The sequence below is a fragment of the Gilliamella sp. B2717 genome (genome assembly GCF_026536675.1).
GTDB lineage: Bacteria > Pseudomonadota > Gammaproteobacteria > Enterobacterales > Orbaceae > Gilliamella > Gilliamella apicola_I.
Genome location: NZ_JAFNNQ010000011.1, coordinates 125,003 through 142,776, shown reverse-complemented (window position 1 = coordinate 142,776; position 17,774 = coordinate 125,003). Strand labels below are relative to the sequence as shown.

18 protein-coding genes, 1 tRNA gene and 1 other RNA gene are annotated in these 17,774 nt (G+C 35.2%); 6 read left to right on the top strand and 14 right to left on the bottom strand.

Annotation, left to right across the window (positions count from 1 at the left end; translation table 11 throughout):
* On the bottom strand, positions 1-382 hold a 382-nt coding region (locus J3U35_RS03135), incomplete at its 3' end, for an antiterminator Q family protein (protein ID WP_267359490.1).
* Positions 383-669: 287 nt separating this feature from the next.
* Between J3U35_RS03135 and J3U35_RS03130 the strand changes: the two genes are divergently transcribed.
* Both J3U35_RS03130 and J3U35_RS03125 read left to right on the top strand, forming a co-directional pair.
* Positions 670-1,365: an XRE family transcriptional regulator gene (locus tag J3U35_RS03130; protein ID WP_267359489.1), complete on the top strand. Its 696-nt coding sequence runs from the start codon at positions 670-672 to the stop codon at positions 1,363-1,365.
* 522 nt (positions 1,366-1,887) lie between these two features.
* Positions 1,888-2,169 (top strand): hypothetical protein, encoded by a 282-nt coding sequence (locus J3U35_RS03125; protein WP_267359487.1) that lies wholly within the window; start codon positions 1,888-1,890, stop codon positions 2,167-2,169.
* A 96-nt stretch (positions 2,170-2,265) separates the two neighbouring features.
* Here J3U35_RS03125 and J3U35_RS03120 read toward each other — a convergent pair.
* The 5 genes from J3U35_RS03120 to J3U35_RS03100 all read right to left on the bottom strand — a co-directional run bounded on the left by J3U35_RS03120 (position 2,266) and on the right by J3U35_RS03100 (position 6,022).
* Positions 2,266-2,353 (bottom strand) — tRNA-Ser (locus J3U35_RS03120).
* 71 nt (positions 2,354-2,424) lie between these two features.
* The gene (locus tag J3U35_RS03115; RefSeq protein ID WP_267359485.1) at positions 2,425-2,514 is read right to left on the bottom strand and encodes a YnhF family membrane protein; all 90 of its coding nucleotides are present in this window, start codon (positions 2,512-2,514) and stop codon (positions 2,425-2,427) included.
* Positions 2,515-2,539: 25 nt separating this feature from the next.
* Positions 2,540-4,630: a carboxy terminal-processing peptidase gene (prc, locus tag J3U35_RS03110; RefSeq protein ID WP_267359483.1), complete on the bottom strand. Its 2,091-nt coding sequence runs from the start codon at positions 4,628-4,630 to the stop codon at positions 2,540-2,542.
* 9 nt (positions 4,631-4,639) lie between these two features.
* A complete protein-coding gene (gene proQ / locus J3U35_RS03105) occupies positions 4,640-5,602 on the bottom strand; it encodes an RNA chaperone ProQ (RefSeq protein ID WP_267359481.1) in 963 nt (320 codons plus the stop codon).
* 63 nt (positions 5,603-5,665) lie between these two features.
* A complete protein-coding gene (locus tag J3U35_RS03100; RefSeq protein ID WP_065558735.1) occupies positions 5,666-6,022 on the bottom strand; it encodes a DNA-binding protein in 357 nt (118 codons plus the stop codon).
* 177 nt (positions 6,023-6,199) lie between these two features.
* Here J3U35_RS03100 and J3U35_RS03095 point away from each other — a divergent pair, with 177 nt between their 5' ends.
* Both J3U35_RS03095 and rnpB read left to right on the top strand, forming a co-directional pair.
* Positions 6,200-6,541, top strand: coding sequence for a helix-turn-helix domain-containing protein (locus tag J3U35_RS03095; RefSeq protein ID WP_411590973.1), 342 nt, complete (start codon positions 6,200-6,202; stop codon positions 6,539-6,541).
* Positions 6,542-6,897: 356 nt separating this feature from the next.
* An RNA gene (gene rnpB / locus J3U35_RS03090) (RNase P RNA component class A) lies at positions 6,898-7,286 on the top strand.
* On the opposite strand, the gene J3U35_RS03085 is transcribed toward rnpB, so the two are convergent.
* The 6 genes from J3U35_RS03085 to J3U35_RS03060 form a co-directional block, all read right to left on the bottom strand.
* On the bottom strand, positions 7,281-7,985 hold the full coding sequence (locus tag J3U35_RS03085; protein WP_267349689.1) for a DedA family protein: 705 nt from the start codon (positions 7,983-7,985) through the stop codon (positions 7,281-7,283). The genes rnpB and J3U35_RS03085 overlap by 6 nt on opposite strands.
* 25 nt (positions 7,986-8,010) lie before the next feature.
* Entirely contained in the window at positions 8,011-9,471 is a 1,461-nt protein-coding gene (gene tldD, locus J3U35_RS03080) for a metalloprotease TldD (RefSeq protein WP_267359479.1), read from the bottom strand.
* 94 nt (positions 9,472-9,565) lie between these two features.
* Positions 9,566-11,041 carry a ribonuclease G gene (rng, locus tag J3U35_RS03075; protein WP_267349692.1) on the bottom strand — a complete coding sequence of 492 codons (1,476 nt, stop codon included), beginning with the start codon at positions 11,039-11,041 and terminating at the stop codon, positions 9,566-9,568.
* 27 nt (positions 11,042-11,068) lie between these two features.
* Positions 11,069-11,554 (bottom strand): rod shape-determining protein MreD, encoded by a 486-nt coding sequence (gene mreD, locus J3U35_RS03070; RefSeq protein ID WP_267349693.1) that lies wholly within the window; start codon positions 11,552-11,554, stop codon positions 11,069-11,071.
* Entirely contained in the window at positions 11,541-12,383 is an 843-nt protein-coding gene (mreC, locus tag J3U35_RS03065) for a rod shape-determining protein MreC (RefSeq protein WP_267359477.1), read from the bottom strand. The genes mreD and mreC overlap by 14 nt, the downstream gene beginning before the upstream one ends.
* 142 nt (positions 12,384-12,525) lie before the next feature.
* Entirely contained in the window at positions 12,526-13,569 is a 1,044-nt protein-coding gene (locus J3U35_RS03060; RefSeq protein ID WP_065558742.1) for a rod shape-determining protein, read from the bottom strand.
* A gap of 363 nt (positions 13,570-13,932) precedes the next feature.
* Here J3U35_RS03060 and accB point away from each other — a divergent pair, with 363 nt between their 5' ends.
* Both accB and accC read left to right on the top strand, forming a co-directional pair.
* A complete protein-coding gene (gene accB / locus J3U35_RS03055) occupies positions 13,933-14,397 on the top strand; it encodes an acetyl-CoA carboxylase biotin carboxyl carrier protein (protein WP_065558743.1) in 465 nt (154 codons plus the stop codon).
* 41 nt (positions 14,398-14,438) lie between these two features.
* The gene (accC, locus tag J3U35_RS03050; protein WP_267359475.1) at positions 14,439-15,785 is read left to right on the top strand and encodes an acetyl-CoA carboxylase biotin carboxylase subunit; all 1,347 of its coding nucleotides are present in this window, start codon (positions 14,439-14,441) and stop codon (positions 15,783-15,785) included.
* A gap of 132 nt (positions 15,786-15,917) precedes the next feature.
* Here accC and J3U35_RS03045 read toward each other — a convergent pair whose 3' ends face one another.
* Both J3U35_RS03045 and J3U35_RS03040 read right to left on the bottom strand, forming a co-directional pair.
* On the bottom strand, positions 15,918-16,688 hold the full coding sequence (locus tag J3U35_RS03045; protein WP_267349698.1) for an ABC transporter permease: 771 nt from the start codon (positions 16,686-16,688) through the stop codon (positions 15,918-15,920).
* Positions 16,681-17,625 carry an ABC transporter ATP-binding protein gene (locus tag J3U35_RS03040; RefSeq protein ID WP_267359473.1) on the bottom strand — a complete coding sequence of 315 codons (945 nt, stop codon included), beginning with the start codon at positions 17,623-17,625 and terminating at the stop codon, positions 16,681-16,683. Before J3U35_RS03040 ends, J3U35_RS03045 begins: the two co-directional genes overlap by 8 nt.
* Positions 17,626-17,774: the final 149 nt, after the last annotated feature.

The following is a 17,774-nucleotide window of genomic DNA, read 5'->3' as shown; positions in this document are numbered from 1 at the left end:
TAGGTTTGATAATTAATGTCGACGATGTTTGTGTTTTGCTTCGTTCGATATAAAGATGATCGTCAACAATCATTTCGTCTCCATAATAGAATTTAATTAAGACTTTTGCTTCTTCTTTTATTTTCGCGATTTTACTGTTTTTCATCGTTGAGATAATGCCATCTATTATTAACCCGTCTTTATCTAAACAGACCTGTTTATATTCCTTTTTTTGGGATTGATATAGACTAAACACTTTGCGTTGTTGATAAGCTTCTTTTCGAGCCCAATTACCCCAACGGGTTAATACTTGAGTGATATCATAATCAGCATTCAAACTCACTTTATTAAGCCATTGTGTCGGGTTTTGATATTGTTCAACATTGATTTGTTTTGCTAGCATTATTCACCTCAAGTAGTTTCATTTTATTAACGTTAAATTAATAACTAGTAAAAGAATTAATTATCAACATGTTTTCATTCATGTTTTATCTCTCTTTCAGTATTAAAGTTATTTTTTATATCTCTATTAGCACTGATCATGACAAAGATATTCTTGAAATATTCCTTTAAAATAACTATTATTATTAATAATAACAATAGTTATCATAAAAATCAATAACCAATGTTATTTGAATGATGATAACTTGAGTTATACAATAAAGTACTTCATTACAATGGGATAAAAAAATGACGACATTTACAGAAAGATTAAATTCAGCATTGAAACAATCTGGTATGTCTCAACATCAATTAGCTGAAAAGGTTAAAATTAGTCAGCCCGCCATTCAAAAATTACTGTCAGGAAAATCCAATACATCAAGAAAAATTGTTGAAATAGCCAACGCGTTAAATGTTGATTTATTGTGGCTGACAAAAGGTGTTGGCAAATCGAAATTAACTAAAAATAGTGCCAATGCAACAATGCTAGGTGCTATCGATGAATGGGATAGCAAAACACCACTTGATGAGGATGAAGTTGAAGTGCCATTTTACAAAGATGTTAGGCTTTCTGCAGGTAACGGATTTGCTGATGATATTGAAGATTATAACGGATACAAACTGCGATTATCACGGTCAACAATGCGAAAATACGGAATTGATAAAGACTGTGCCGTATGTTTAACTGTTTATGGAGATAGTATGGAACCTGTTTTTAGAGACGGGTCAACTGTCGGTATCAATCAAGCAGACACTAATATTCGAGATGGAAAAATATACGCAATTAATCATGACGGGTTATTAAGAATAAAAATATTGGAAAGATTGCCTGGTAATCAAGTCAAAATCCGAAGTTACAATTCAGATTATGATGATGAAACTGTTTCTTTGGATGATATCACCATTCTAGGAAGAGTCTGGTGGCAATCATCGATATTGGATTGATCGACACATAACATTTACCGCTTCGGCGGTTTATGTTCCTACCATTATGCCCTAACATTTTAATTTTTTATCGTAACCTCATTTTTTATTACTTTTGTTATTGACTTTTTTGATAACTTATATTATCATTATGGTTATCAAAACTAATTAACTTACCATAAAGTTAGCAATACCACGAGTTACTAATGGGGTAACAAGATTCAAGTAGCTAGCAGGGGCTTACGAACATACTGCGGTTTTGATGAGATATTCAATACAAGTTTGTGTAAACCAATTTATTGAATATCTGACAACTGGAAAGACAGTAATATTCTACACCCTTTTGCCCCGAAATCGGGGCTTTTTTAGAGGTTAATATGACGAATAGAGATTTTGTTAAGATGAAAATAAAAGATCGTTTTCATCCTGATTATCAATTAACGAATACCGAGATCAAATTTTCATTATTTGGTATTTTTATTTTAATCTTGTTTGGATTATTGCTTTTTTAGTTGGAATAGATAAACAGCAACGAGGTACGTGATGCATCAATTACACCGATTAGTTGAAAACGCCTATGAAGCTAATTTTTGCAAAATGCTTGATAGAATTGAAAAACAAGATGCAAGAGATGAGTGGATCGATAAACGGGCTAGCGAACTTATAAAAAACTTTAGCAATGAGAATGACTGGCAACTTCTAGAATTAATTAAACTGAAACTTGATAATCACGCAGTTGATGCTGAGATTTATGATCAGTTCGTTTCGGATATTTGCTATTCTCAAGCAAGAGAAGAATCAAAAGCACAATTTAGTAACGTATAGATAATAAAAATTGATACTTTATAATCAATATTCTAAAAACTAAAATGTTGGATAACGCTGTTTTAAACGTAAAGTCCAGCAAAAATCGGGAAGAGATGGCGGTGAGGAAGGGATTCGAACCCTTGATACGTTGCCGTATACACACTTTCCAGGCGTGCTCCTTCAACCACTCGGACACCTCACCTAAATTATAAAGCCTGCTTTTCAAAAGCAGGCGCATACTATAATCGTCACAAAACAATTTTTCAAGTATTTTTAATTCATACAAACAATCACGCCAAATGCAGCAATTAAACCGAGTATGGCTACTGTACTAAATAATGCATATTTTAAATTTGAACACATATTTTTATCTCCAATTTTAATTATTCTATTGATCAACCGAAATGTTTAATGGAATGACATTACTGTTTACTTGTTCTTTCGCAATTTTGGAATATTTAGGCGCAAAATCAAGCAATATTTCAACAGCTTCATCTAAATAAGCATCGGGGCGTTTATAATCTTTTGGTAAGTCTTCTAATTTCGCAATTGGAGCCAAACCTGCGCGACTCAAACGTTCATTCATGCGTTTCAAATCTCGGTCATCATCGCTCTTTTGTTCATCTTCACGATATTGTTTATTCAAAGAAACAATATAACGACTATCCTTTTTATCATTGAACCGTTTAATATCATCTTGAATGTAGATAAATTCAGGATTTTTGGCAATTCGGGCTAAATGGTTAGATTTAAGTTCCGACAATAATGGCTCGATATTTGCAACTTTTGAATATTGCGCTGAAAGAATTTTATCCCACGGCAATGCATTATCTAAATATCTTTCACCGGTTTCGTCAACATATTTCTCATTGATCATGTCAATGTCAGGGTCAACCCCTTTAAGTTGCGTACTCCCACCATTGATTCGATAAAATTTTTGAACAGTATATTGCACACCGCCTAATTCAGGCCAATCCGGATGTAATCTTGCATCTACCGGATAAGCTATATTTCGTGAGGTTTGCACCGTACCTTTACCATATGTCGTTTCTCCAACAATCAACGCTCGACCATAATCTTGCATTGCGGCAGAAAAAATTTCAGAGGCAGAAGCACTGTAGCGATTTATCATCACCACGATTGGCCCTGAATATTTGATACTTTCATTTTTATCATCATAAACATTGATTTTTTGTAGATTGTCACGCACTTGAACCACAGGCCCTGTATCAATAAATAGCCCAGTTAATGCAATAACTTCTGCTAAAGAACCACCGCCATTATCGCGTAAGTCGATAACAAGCCCTTGCAGATTATCTTGATTAGCTTGCGTTAATAGTGAATTGACTTTTTGAGTTAATCCTATATAAAAACTCGGAATTTCGATAACACCAACCTTCCCTCGTTGATTGTCGATAATTTTTAGTTTAGCTTCCCTGTCTTCAAAATGAATTTTATCACGTGTTAGTTCAACAATTTTAGGTTTGCTACTATTGCCTGCCGGTAAAATTTCGAGTCGGACAACAGTTCCTTTTCGCCCACGAATTTTTTCAACAACATCATCGAGACGCCAGCCAATAACATCTTCAATGGCTGAATTACCTTGTCCGACACCAATAATTTTATCACCAATGGTTAGTTGTTTACTTTTTTCAGCCGGTCCACCCGTTACAAAAGACATAATCTCGGTGTAATCATCTTTTTGACTTAAAGTGGCTCCAATACCTTCCATTGATAAATTCATCTCAGCATCGAAGTCTCGTTTCTTTCGTGGCGCCAAATAGCTGGTATGAGGATCAATTTCGCGTGCAAAAGCATTCATAAACACTTGGAACGCATCTTCAGTTTTAGATTGTAACAATGTTTTTAACACACGATTGTAACGTTTAGTTAAAACCTCACGTATCTCTTTCTCATTTTTACCGGATAATGAAAGACTTAACTCATCATATTTGACTCGTTTATCCCAATAATTATCAAGCTCTTCTTCGGTGCTTGCCCATGAAATATCTTCTCTTTTAAAATCAATATTTTCATTAGTTGAAAAATCCATAGGGCGTTGTAAAACTTTTAAAGCATATTGAAATCGGTTATATCTTTTTTGAATAGAAAGATTATAAATATCATAGGCCATTTTCAAATCGCCATCTAAAAGCTCTTGACCTAACGACGCTTGTTTATCTCTAAAGCTATCAATATCACGCTGAATAAAAAAAGATTTATTGCCATCTAATAGTTTAAAATAGCGGTCAAAGATTTTGGCTGAAAATGCGCCATCTAAATCAAAATTACGGTAATGGGCTTGAGTAAAATAGTTAGTTACCCTATTTGCCACAATTTGATGAATTTGATCTTGTTTAAGCGTAGGTAATTGTTCTGTAACTGACGAATTAGTCTGAACTGCTTGGCAAACGATACTTGGACTAATAACACAAAGAACAAGTAACGATTTTCTTATACCTTTAAATAAATTACTCATTGCCATTCTCTATTGATTAATTATGTGCTCTGGTTTAACTGTTAGTTGCATACCTGAACCAACCTTTACTTTGATATGTTCTTTTTCAATATCAATGATCTGCACTTTTAATGGTTTATTGCCCATCGTAACCTTAACAAAATCACCAATTTTTAAAACTCTATTTTTTTTAGGTGGAGTATAAGCTCTTTTAGGTTTCGATTTGTTTTGTTTTTTAAAGTGCTCTTTAGCTTTACTTTTGCTCTCTTTAAGCTGTTGTTGTGCATAATCCATCTGTTCTTGGGTAATGACTTCATTGAGATTACCATCTAAATCAACACGATGCGAGCCAACTTTTATACTATATAAGTAACGCCAATTATTGGTATAAACACGTAAGGCAACACGTAGTTTCGTTTTGCTTAATTCTTGGTTTCCATCAAGACGTGAAAGTATGTCCTGAAATATGCCGATTTTCAAGGGTTTTGCTTCGCCCTCAATAGTAAAACAATTAGGAAATTGTTGGGCTAAATATACAATAATTTCTTTACTATTTGTCAATTGAAACTGTTTTTCCATCTGTTCTGCCGTAATAATTAAACTGTTGGGTTGTGAATGAATTGCGTTATTGTTTACTTTGGGTTGTTCTTTAAAGGATTCTATCGTTTTTTCTTTACTTTCTATTAGTTGTTGCTTAGCAAGATCCATCTGTTCCTGAGTTATGATTTCATGGGGATTACCGTCTAAATCGATCCGATAAACCCCAATTTTTATATTTTCTAAATAATGCTGACTATTCATGTAGAAATCTAACGCATCATTGAGTTTAGCTAAGCTTAATTTAGGGTTTTCATTTAATCGGGAAATAATGTCGTGAACAATGCCCTTTTTTAAAGGTTTGACATTACTCCCGAACGCAAAAGAATCTGGAAATTGCTTAACTAAATAAGCAATAATTTCGTCATTTGTTGTTAATTGAAATTGTTTTCCCATTTACTTTTCCGTAATAACTAAATTTTATAAGCGCTAAAGTATATATCAGCTAAATTAATAACACTAATCTTCTTTATTTTGTTTATTGATGAAACTGATGAAATCTTTTATACCATTTCGCATTAGCCATGAAGAGACAATCGATTGCTCATCGGGTGTCAATTGTTCAAAAGCAGTCATCCAAAGTTGAAGAGGTTCAATGGGTGAAATTACATAGCTTGCACTCTCTTCCTCAATATATAATGCTTTTTTGACATCTGACGGTAAACTTCCAATATGATATTCGACAGCTTTACCTCGAACACCTGAACGTTTACGCGCAGTCCATTTTTCAGCTCTTGCTTTTCGATTAATACCTTGTATTGTTGTAGGCATCCCTGCAATGCTTGACAGCTCTTTAGATGAGAACCATTCTTTCATTTTAACCATCCTAATTTTAAATAACCAGAAAAAAATACAGAAATTAAAGAAATCTTGTTATACTAAATAAGAAACGAGTTATTATTGCAAATTAACTTGAATAATGAAATTACTCGTTTCAGTAATTTTAGAGCATAGCATAGATAAAATAAGTTATAAACTAAGAGGGAACAAAAAATGGAAATAAAATTCAGCGATTGGCATCACGCTGATATTATAGCTGCACTAAAAAAGAAAGGGACAACACTATCTGAATTATCACGCCGATCGGGTTTTAGTTCGTCAACTCTTGGTAATGCGCTTGTTCGACCATGGACAAAAGGGGAATTTATCATTGCTAAAGCCCTTGATTTAGATCCGGCCGAAATTTGGCCTAGTCGTTATATTGATGCAAAAACAAATCAGCCAATTAAGCGTGTTGTTTATGAAAAAAAATTAAATTTTGAATCATCCGGTTTAAATCAAGAAATGATTGAAGAAATGATAGAAAAAATAAATAAAAATAATCAGGAAACTTAAGAAATATTTCAATGAAATATATAAAGATTAAGTTCATTTGTTTCTAAATTTTATGTATTGACTGATATTTTCAACAAAATTAAAGTATTAAACTATATTAATTTTAAGTGACTTCTTATTTTGTTTAAAAATAGTTTTTTAGTTTAATTAGTGAATGAATTAGGGAGTATATGATGACTCAATCTTTTATTGTGACTTCGCAAGTTGCATCATTATTTTTAATTTAGTAAAACTAGAGATAAAAAATAGTTTAATTGAGTTTAAAAACCATTCTTTTAAACAGATATTCTTATCAGTGATGCTAAAATCATGATGCTGTGCTAGACAAAATGATACTTTACGCTATACTAATCTGCGAAATTAACCAGACAATCGCTGCTTTGTTGTAGTCCTTGTAAAAGAGGAGACAAACAGAGGGGAGGAAAGTCCGGGCTCCATAGGGCAGAGTGCCAGGTAACGCCTGGGGAATTTTGGCGTGAGCTAAAATTTACGACTAGTGCAACAGAGAGTATACCGCCGATGGCTTATAGTTAAGATCAGGTAAGGGTGAAAGGGTGCGGTAAGAGCGCACCGCGCAACTGGTAACAGTTGTGGCACGGTAAACTCCACTCGGAGCAAGGTCAAATAGGGATTCATTGGCGCGGCCCGCGTTGAATCCGGGTAGACTGCTTGAGCTAATGCGTGAGTATTAGCCTAGAGGAATGATTGTCCACGACAGAACCCGGCTTATCGGTTAATTTCAATTTTCTTCTTTTTGATTCTCAATTTCAGCGACATGCACTTGTTTCTTTTTGTTTAACCAACGTTTTAACGCTAGCCAAATAGAGAAGATCAAACCTAAAAGCAATAACAATACAGGAATTAACATCAAAAGAGACATGATCTGCTTCTCATAGGTTTTAAAAATCGGCGACAAACCGAATAGATAACCTAAAGTCACAATCAAGAAAATCCATAATGTTGCACTAATCCAATTATAAATATGAAATTTTCTACTATGTAGATTGGATAATCCAGCCATCATCGGTAATAATGTTCGTACAAAAGCAATAAATCGACCGATAAACAACGCTTGTAATCCATATTTATGGAATAAAACTTCGGATTTACGGTGATATTTTTCAGGCAGGTGTTCCATCCAACCTTTTACAATTTTGGTATTACCAAGCCAAAGCCCTTGTAAATAACCTAACCAAGTTCCCAGGGCTGCTGCTGCAATTAAGATGACATTGATTAACCCGAAATGGAAAACATCAAGACTAATTAGCACACCAGTTAAAAAGAGCAAGCTGTCACCCGGTAAAAAAGCTGCCGGTAAGACGCCATTTTCTAACAATATGATGACAAATAACATACCATATAATGTCCATAAGACATTAGGGTTTGATAGTGTTGCAACATCCATATTAATAAAAGCTTGATAAAGAGTAATGATTGTTTCCATCTATTTTAAAATCCTATCATCTAAGTTATTGGTGATTAATAGTACCACCTACAGTTAAATTATTCACTTTCAATGTTGGTTGCCCAACACCTACCGGTACACTCTGCCCTGCTTTACCACAAGCACCCACACCAGAATCTAATTCAAGATTATTCCCGACCATTGATATTTGTTGCATGGTTTCGATACCGGAACCAATTAATGTTGCCCCTTTTACCGGCGTCGTTATTTTGCCTTTTTCGATTAAATATGCTTCTGATGTGGAGAAAACAAATTTACCAGAGGTTATATCAACTTGACCGCCAGCAAAATTTGGTGCATATAAACCATAATCAACACTACTGATAATTTCATCGAACGTTGAATTGCCTGATAACATATAGGTATTCGTCATTCGAGGCATCGGAAGACAATCATAGCTTTCACGGCGTCCATTACCTGTAGATTGAGTATTCATCAATTTTGCATTGAGTTTATCAAACATATAGCCTTTTAAAATGCCATTTTCTATCAGTACTGTTTTTTGACTTGGCGTTCCTTCGTCATCAATAGAAAGTGAACCGCGTCGATTTTCCATTGTACCGTCATCCACTATAGTACAAAGTTCTGAAGTGACTTTTTCACCTATTTTTCCTGAAAATACAGAGCTATTTTTACGATTAAAGTCACCTTCTAAGCCATGCCCCACCGCTTCATGTAATAAGACACCTGGCCAACCTGCGCCAAGAACAACTGGCATTGTTCCTGCTGGTGCTGGTTTAGCAGATAGTGAAACTAATGCTTGGCGTACGGCTTCACGTGTGTAGCTATCGGCAATGCTTTCCCCTGTTTTAGGGTGAATAGTTAAAAAGTAGTCATAACCAAAACGACCACCACCACCACTACTACCACGTTCACGCTTGCCATCTTGCTCGACAAGAACAGAAACGGATAATCTGACTAATGGTCTGATATCGGCACAATAAGTCCCATCAGTAGCCGCAATAAGGATATCTTCATAACTGCCAGTCAAACTCGCCGAGACTTCTGTAACTCGTGAATCAAGCGCACGTGCTAACTGATCGACTTGCCTTAATAAGGCTATCTTTTGATCTTGATAAAAGCCATTAATTGGATTAATTGACGGATATCTTAAGCTATTTTCCAATGTTTTAAGGGGAGTAATTTTAATTGGCGTTTGTAAAGTTGTAATAGAATTTGCTGCCAAAACACTCTGCTCTAAGCGATTTAAAGCAAGTTGATCGGTATAGGCAAACCCTGTTTTTTCACCAATGATAGCTCTAACCCCCACACCTTGATCACGATGATAAGAAGCATTTTTGATAATACCATCTTCGATTGCCCAACTTTCATAAAAGCCCGATAAAAAGTACAAATCGCCATAATCAATTTTTCTTGAACCTAACATATCCAATAAACGCATAATATCTGAATGATTTAGGTTATTTGGACAAAGTAGTCGTTCACTTACTTCAGTTACAATCATAGATTCCTTAATTAATATTTCAACTTTAATAATTTTTAAAGTTCACTTATTATCAATATATTGTTAATTTTTAATATCTCAAGGCTTTGAAGCTTTACATTAATACCACATCATATTGTTCTTGAATATAAAGCGGTTCAACTTTGACTTCAACACGTTTACCAACAAACACTTTCACTTCTGCTAAAGCATGTGATTCATCATTATTTAAAGCATTGGCAACCGCTGCAGACGCATAAACCAATAAGTATTCAGAACGATGTGCTTTATGAACACGGACAATTTCACGCAATATTTCATTGCATACGGTTTCTACGGATTTGACGATACCGCGACCTTTACAGGCTGGACACTCCTCACATAAAATGTGCCCCAAACTTTCTCGAGTACGTTTACGCGTCATTTCCACTAAGCCTAAAGTCGAAAATGAATTTACGGTCGTTCTTGCTCTATCTTTGGCTAAAAAATCTTGTAGTGATTGGAGCACTCGTTCTCGATGGACATCTTCTTGCATATCGATAAAATCGATAATAATAATACCACCTAAATTACGTAATCGTAATTGACGCGCAATAGCAATAGTTGCTTCGATATTCGTATTAAAAATTGTCTCTTCAAGATTGCGATGCCCAACAAATGCGCCTGTATTAATATCAATTGTCGTCATGGCTTCGGTTTGATCGATAATTAAATAACCACCTGATTTTAATTTAACTTTACGATCCAGTGCTCGTTGAATTTCGTTTTCTGTATCATAGAGATCAAATATTGGCGCACTACCTCGATAGTGCGTTAGTTTATCAGTAACTTCAGGCATGAATTCTTGCGTAAATTCAACTAATAAATCATACGTTAATTTTGAATCAACCAAAATGCGCTCAATAGGATCGCCAACAAAATCACGTAATACACGCTGAGAAAGTTGTAGTTCTCCGTAAACCAGATTTTTACTGATTGGCCTAGCCATACGCTCTTGTATTTTTGACCACAGTCGTTTTAGAAAATTAGCATCTTGTTCTAATTCATGCGCACTTGCACCTTCAGCTGCCGTACGAACAATAAAACCACCTTGATCGGTAACATACTGTTCAACAATTTTTTTAAGTCTATCTCGTTCTTCTTCACTTTCAATACGTTGAGAAGTCGCCACGTGAGCTGAGTTTGGACCGGGCATTAATACTAAATAACGAGAAGGCAATGTAATATCTGTAGTTAACCTTGCCCCTTTTGTTCCCAACGGATCTTTAACGACTTGTACCATCAAGTCTTGTCCTTGGCGAACAAGTTCAGAAATATCTTTAACTTGAAATTGCTCTTGCTCAGTATCCGATACACATTCCGTATGAGGCATAATGTCTGAAGCATGTAAAAAGGCTGCTTTTTCAAGACCAATATCAACAAATGCTGCTTGCATGCCAGGTAAAATGCGGATCACTTTACCTTTGTAGATATTTCCAACAATACCACGCCGAGATTCACGATCGACATGAATTTCTTGTAATACACCATCTTCAATATAAGCGACACGAGTTTCAGAAGGTGTTACGTTCATTAATAGTTCAACTGACATAAAGATTCCTGTTAAATAGATCGCTAATTAATTGATCGCAAAGCTCCGTCTCACTAGTCGTAAAAATAGGTAAATTACTATCCATAATACTCCGTCAACAAAGCTTGATAGTAAATTTAATGGGGACATTGTTATAGTATGGTAAATACTGACCTGAAATAAAAACATCAATAAATTATAACAAATTGATATGCCAAAAATAATAAAGCATTGTTGCCATAATGCTAAATTACGTATCAACTGGTATTTAAAAATCAGTAAATAAGCAATAATAGAAAAAATAAATGCATGGATACCGATTATCGTGCCGGAAAAGAGATCCATAATAATGCCTAGAATAAATGCTGTCCCTATACCAACACGATGCGGAAGCGCAATTAACCAATAAGCTAAAAAGAGCATTAGCACATGTGGCTTGTATATATTATAAGATGGCGTCCAAGGTATAATTTGTAAACATAAACCTAAAAATAACGTTATCCAAATAACCAGTATTCCTCTAGGGTTTTTCATGTTGTTCTCCTTGATCGCCCCATAATAGTAATAGATAACGTAGTCGTTTTAAATCAGCAGTCGGAGTAGCTGAAATAATGGGTGATGAATCACTGATATCAATTTTAACTGAACTTACTACCGCAACAGGATAGCCTTCTGGAAATCGACCATCTAGCCCCGATGTGACAAGAACATCACCAACTTTAATATCAACATTATTCGGTAAAAAATCGAGTGTTAAATCATTATTACATCCATTACCGACAGCAACCATAGCAATATCATTTCTTTGCACTTGAACAGGTATGGCATGTTGAAAATCACAAACTAAAATAGCTCGACTCGTGTTTTGAGCTGTCTCATAAATCTGTCCAACAATACCTTTTTCATCAATCACAGGTTGCCCAACATATACTCCTTCATGTTGCCCTTTATTGATAACGATCTGATAAGCGTAAGGATTAGTATCAGCTAATAAAACTTGAGCAGCCATTTTATGCTCTTCATGCCATAAAGGTGCTTTCAATAATTCCCGTAATCGATTATTTTCGTGTCTTAAATGTGCAAGTAGTAGCAGATCAGCTTTTTTATTTAATAATTCTTCAGATAATTTTTCGTTTTCATTGACTAACTCTTCTCTGGATTTCGACATTTCATAGAGTGAATCATACGATGCTGCCGGTGAATTAGAAATGTAATAAAGTGGCGAAATAATAGTATCAAGATAATATCGAATTTCTTTAAATGGACGATAATTAACATCAAAAACTATTAAAATTAAAGCAAGTGCCATAGAAATAAATAGTTGCACACTAAGCGGTGAACGATTAGAAAAAAGTAATTTCATTGTTCAATACTTACCTGTTATATACTTAAGCGCTATTGATACAAAGATGTGACTCCGTCGACAATGTCGACGGATAAGAAAGTATGATATTGAATAATTTACCACTTTATTGCACTAAATGAAATGGTAACTAAGACAAATCTTAATCTTCACTAAAAAGATCACCACCATGCATGTCAACCATATCCAGTGCTTTTCCTCCGCCTCGTGCTACACAAGTAAGCGGATCTTCAGCGACAACAACATGGATACCCGTTTCAGCGGCTAACAATTTATCGATATTACGTAATAACGCACCACCACCTGTTAATACCATACCATGTTCAGAAATATCAGAAGCAAGCTCTGGCGGACACTGCTCTAAAGCGACCTTGACAGCACTCACGATACCACTTAATGGTTCTTGTAACGCTTCTAAAATTTCATTCGAGTTCAACGTAAAGCTACGAGGAACACCTTCTGCTAAATTTCGACCACGAACTTCAATCTCAAGAACTTCATCGCCCGGATAAGCGCTACCAATGAAATGTTTAATTTTTTCGGCTGTTGCTTCTCCAATGAGAGCACCATAATTACGACGAACATAGTTGATAATAGCTTCATCAAATCGGTCACCACCTATTCGAGCAGAAGCAGAATAAACCACACCATTAAGGGAAATCACCGCAACTTCTGTTGTTCCGCCGCCGATATCAACCACCATCGATCCCGTTGGTGACGAGACGGGTAAGTCTGCACCGATAGCGGCTGCCATTGGTTCTTCAATTAAATAGACTTCACGGGCACCTGCCCCTAATGCCGATTCCCGAATAGCACGACGTTCAACCTGTGTTGCCCCAACAGGCACACAAACAAGAACACGCGGGCTAGGTCTTAAAAAGCTATGGCTGTGCACTTGGCGAATAAAATACTGTAACATTTTTTCTGTGACAGAAAAGTCAGCGATAACACCATCTTTCATTGGTCTAATAGCTGCAATATTACCTGGAGTACGCCCTAACATCTGTTTCGCAGCCTGTCCGACAGCAGCAACACTTTTCGGTGTTCCAGAACGATCTTGTCGAATGGCAACAACGGAAGGTTCGTTTAATACGATCCCTTGCCCTTTTACATAAATAAGTGTATTGGCTGTACCTAAATCAATAGATAAATCATTTGAAAACAAGCCGCGAACTTTTTTGAACATAATAAAAACTTTTCCTAGAATTAATCTTGTTTAAGTATATTTAGAGTTTGAAGCAAGCTAATTATAAAATATAATTTTCTTGTAAAATCGGTCAAAATAATATCTTATTTAGTCTGTCAATTCCATAGCAAGCCTCAATAATAATTGAGTTATAATATTGTATCGCAATTATAAAATAATACCTAGAAAATAGTATAGCAATAGATTGTAAAGGAGATATATAATGACAAATTATATTTTACAGTGTATCCTGCGGCGTTAATGTTGAGTTACTGCCTTATTATCACGTTAAAAGATTTCTTTTAAGATATTAAGGATGCATTAATTAATTGTTACTTATATCAAATAAACACGGTGTAATTCATGGATATACGCAAAATTAAAAAATTAATTGAGTTAGTTGAAGAGTCAGGTATTTCAGAACTTGAAATCTCTGAAGGTGAAGAATCAGTACGTATTAGCCGTTCAGTGGCAACAACAAGCTATTCTGCGCCTGTACAAAATATTCAAATTCCTCAAGCTGCTCCTGTTGTAGTAACATCAGCTTCTTCTAATGGAGAAGTGGCTAATGAAGTCGAGCCTGTTGCTGTTTCTGGAACAACAATAAAATCCCCAATGGTTGGTACTTTTTATCGTACACCTAGCCCTGAATCAAAAGCGTTTGTTGAAGTTGGGCAAACAGTGAATGTGGGCGATGTACTTTGCATTGTCGAAGCGATGAAAATGATGAATCAAATTGAATCAGAAAAAGCTGGGACTATTAAAGCTATTTTAGTTGAAAATGGTCAACCCGTTGAATTTGATCAACCATTATTCATTATTGAATAATCAGAATTTATTAATTAATTTTTACGATTAAGAGATTGAATATGCTTGATAAAATTCTTATTGCTAATCGCGGTGAAATTGCGCTACGTATATTACGTGCATGTAAAGAACTTGGCATTAAAACTGTTGCTGTTCATTCTTTGGCAGATAAAGATTTAAAACATGTCTTACTTGCAGATGAAACTGTCTGTATCGGTCCTGCTGCGTCTGCCAAAAGCTATCTTAATATACCGGCATTAATTTCAGCGGCCGAAGTTACCGGTGCAGCTGCGATTCATCCTGGATATGGATTCTTATCAGAAAATGCTGATTTTGCAGAGCAAGTTGAACGTTCTGGTTTTATTTTTGTCGGTCCAAAACCAGACACGATTCGTTTAATGGGTGATAAAGTATCTGCGATTGAAGCCATGAAAAAAGCAGGTGTGCCTTGTGTACCTGGTTCTGATGGTCCATTGAGCAATAATATTGATACAAATAAACAGATAGCAAAAAAAATAGGTTATCCCGTCATTATTAAAGCTTCAGGTGGCGGTGGTGGTCGTGGTATGCGTATTGTTCGTGATGAAAAAGATCTAGAACAATCCATTAAAATGACCAAATTAGAAGCCAAAACTGCCTTCAATAATGATATGGTTTATATGGAAAAATTCCTTGAAAATCCACGTCATATTGAAATACAAGTGCTTTCTGATGGTCAAGGTAATGCAGTTTATTTAGGTGAGCGCGATTGTTCAATGCAAAGACGTCACCAAAAAGTGGTAGAAGAAGCTCCTGCTGTTGGTATTACGCCTAAAATGCGTAAATTTATCGGGGAACGTTGCGTTAATGCTTGTATTGAGATTGGTTATCGTGGCGCAGGTACATTTGAGTTTTTATTTGAAGATGGCGAGTTTTACTTCATTGAAATGAACACACGTATTCAAGTAGAACATCCTGTAACTGAAATGATAACTGGCGTTGATTTGATTCGAGAACAAATCTTAATTGCCGCTGGCAAACCACTTTCAATCAAACAGAGTGATATTCATATTAAAGGTCACGCGATTGAGTGTAGAATTAACGCAGAAGATCCAAAAACATTTATGCCATCACCGGGTAAAATTACTCGTTTTCATGCGCCGGGTGGGTTTGGTATTCGTTGGGAATCTCATATCTACGCTGGTTATACCGTACCACCATATTATGATTCAATGATTGGTAAATTAATTGCCTATGGTGAAACTCGTGAAGTGGCGATCGCTCGTATGAGAAATGCGTTAGCTGAACTCGTTATCGATGGTATCAAAACCAATATTGATCTTCACATTGAAATTATGAATGATAAAAACTTCCAAAAAGGTGGAACAAATATCCATTACTTAGAGAAAAAACTAGGTATTTATGAGTAGTCCATTAATGTCTAATCTCGACAATAATATTGTTATTTTAGCGTGTTAATTGCTTGATTTGTCCAATCATTAACATAAACTTAACGGTTATACTTATCCGCCGACTTATGTCGGCGGTGTTATTTTTACTGCTTAACTTCTTAATCCTTTACCACTCTCAATCAAACGCCACACAGCGATATATAAAATCACCACAAACAAGATAAGCATTGAAAAAGTGATCCATAGTGAAACATCTGTGGTACCAAGAAAACCATAACGAAAACCATTAATCATATAGACAATAGGATTTAATTTAGATACCCATTGCCAAAATGTTGGCAGTAACGTGATTGAATAAAATACCCCCCCAAGATAAGTTAACGGCGTTAACACAAATGTTGGCACAATACTAATATCATCAAATGTTTTAGCATAAACTGCATTTAACAGTCCAGCTAACGAGAATAGTATTGAAGTTAATAGTAGTGTGAAAATAACGAATACCCAAGAATGAACTTCATAAGTCACAAAAAAAAGGGATACCATTGTCACTAAAGCACCAGTTAAAATACCTCGAATAACGCCACCACCAACAAATCCCCAAATTAAGATATGTGTTGGAACAGGTGCAACTAAAAGTTCTTCGATATTACGTTGAAATTTAGCACTAAAAAATGATGAACAAACATTTGTATAAGAGTTGGTAATTACCGACATCATAATTAATCCCGGTACAATAAATGCCATATAACTATGACCACCCATATTGCCAACTCGTGACCCAATTAAATTGCCAAAGATAATAAAGTAAAGCGACATAGTTATAACAGGAGGAATTAAGGTTTGAATCCAAATTCTTAAAAATCGTATCACCTCTTTACGCCAGATACTTTTTAGGGCTATCCAGTATAAGTTATTCATTATCGGCTCCTTTTGTTTGAGTATCATTACGCACTAAATTAACAAATAACTCTTCAAGTCGATTGGTTTTATTGCGCATACTGATAACTTTGATTTGTTGTTGATTAAGTTGCTCAAACAATTGATTTAATCCATGCTGTTTATCGACTTTAACTTCCAACACGCCTGGCTCTACATTGGTAAATGCATAATCGTTTAAAACTATAGGCTGACTGGTTGGTAAATAATCGATAATAATCGTTTCAGATTGACTATTCGCCAGTAAATCACGCATAGAGGAATTAGCAATGAGTTCACCATGTTGAATAATACCAATATGCCGACATAACATTTCTGCTTCTTCTAAATAATGTGTGGTCAAAATAATCGTAATACCCTGACGATTGATTTCTCTTAAAAAATCCCACATAGAACGTCGTAATTCAATATCAACCCCTGCCGTTGGTTCATCAAGAATTAATAATTTAGGTTCATGAACTAATGCTCTTGCTATCATGAGTCGTCTTTTCATGCCACCTGATAACATACCTGCTCGGCTATTACGCTTATCCCAAAGATCTAAAATACGTAAATATTTTTCAGCACGTTCAAGTGCTAATTTACGGGGTAATCCGTAATATCCACCTTGGTTTGCAACAATTTGCAGTACTTCTTCAAACTGATTGAAATTAAATTCTTGAGGCACTAACCCTAACTGCCTTTTGGCGTTGACAATATCTTTATCTAAATCAAATCCAAAAATTTTAACTTGACCCGATGTTTTGGTAACCAAAGAACTTATGATTCCAATCGTAGTGGATTTTCCAGCACCATTAGGCCCAAGCAGTGCATAAAAATCACCAGCTTGTACAGTTAAATTAATACCTTTTAATGCTTCTACACCATTTTTATAAATTTTTTTGAGTTCAATTAACTCAAGTGCAGGAATAGATGACATGGATGTATCCTAATTGAATATTTTATAATTAAATTGCTATAAAATCCTATTTGATGTGAATTAATATTGACAATATAATTATTCATTGTAAAGCGCTTTTTAGCATTATTTGAATTGATTATATGGCACCCCATTAACAAAACATAAAA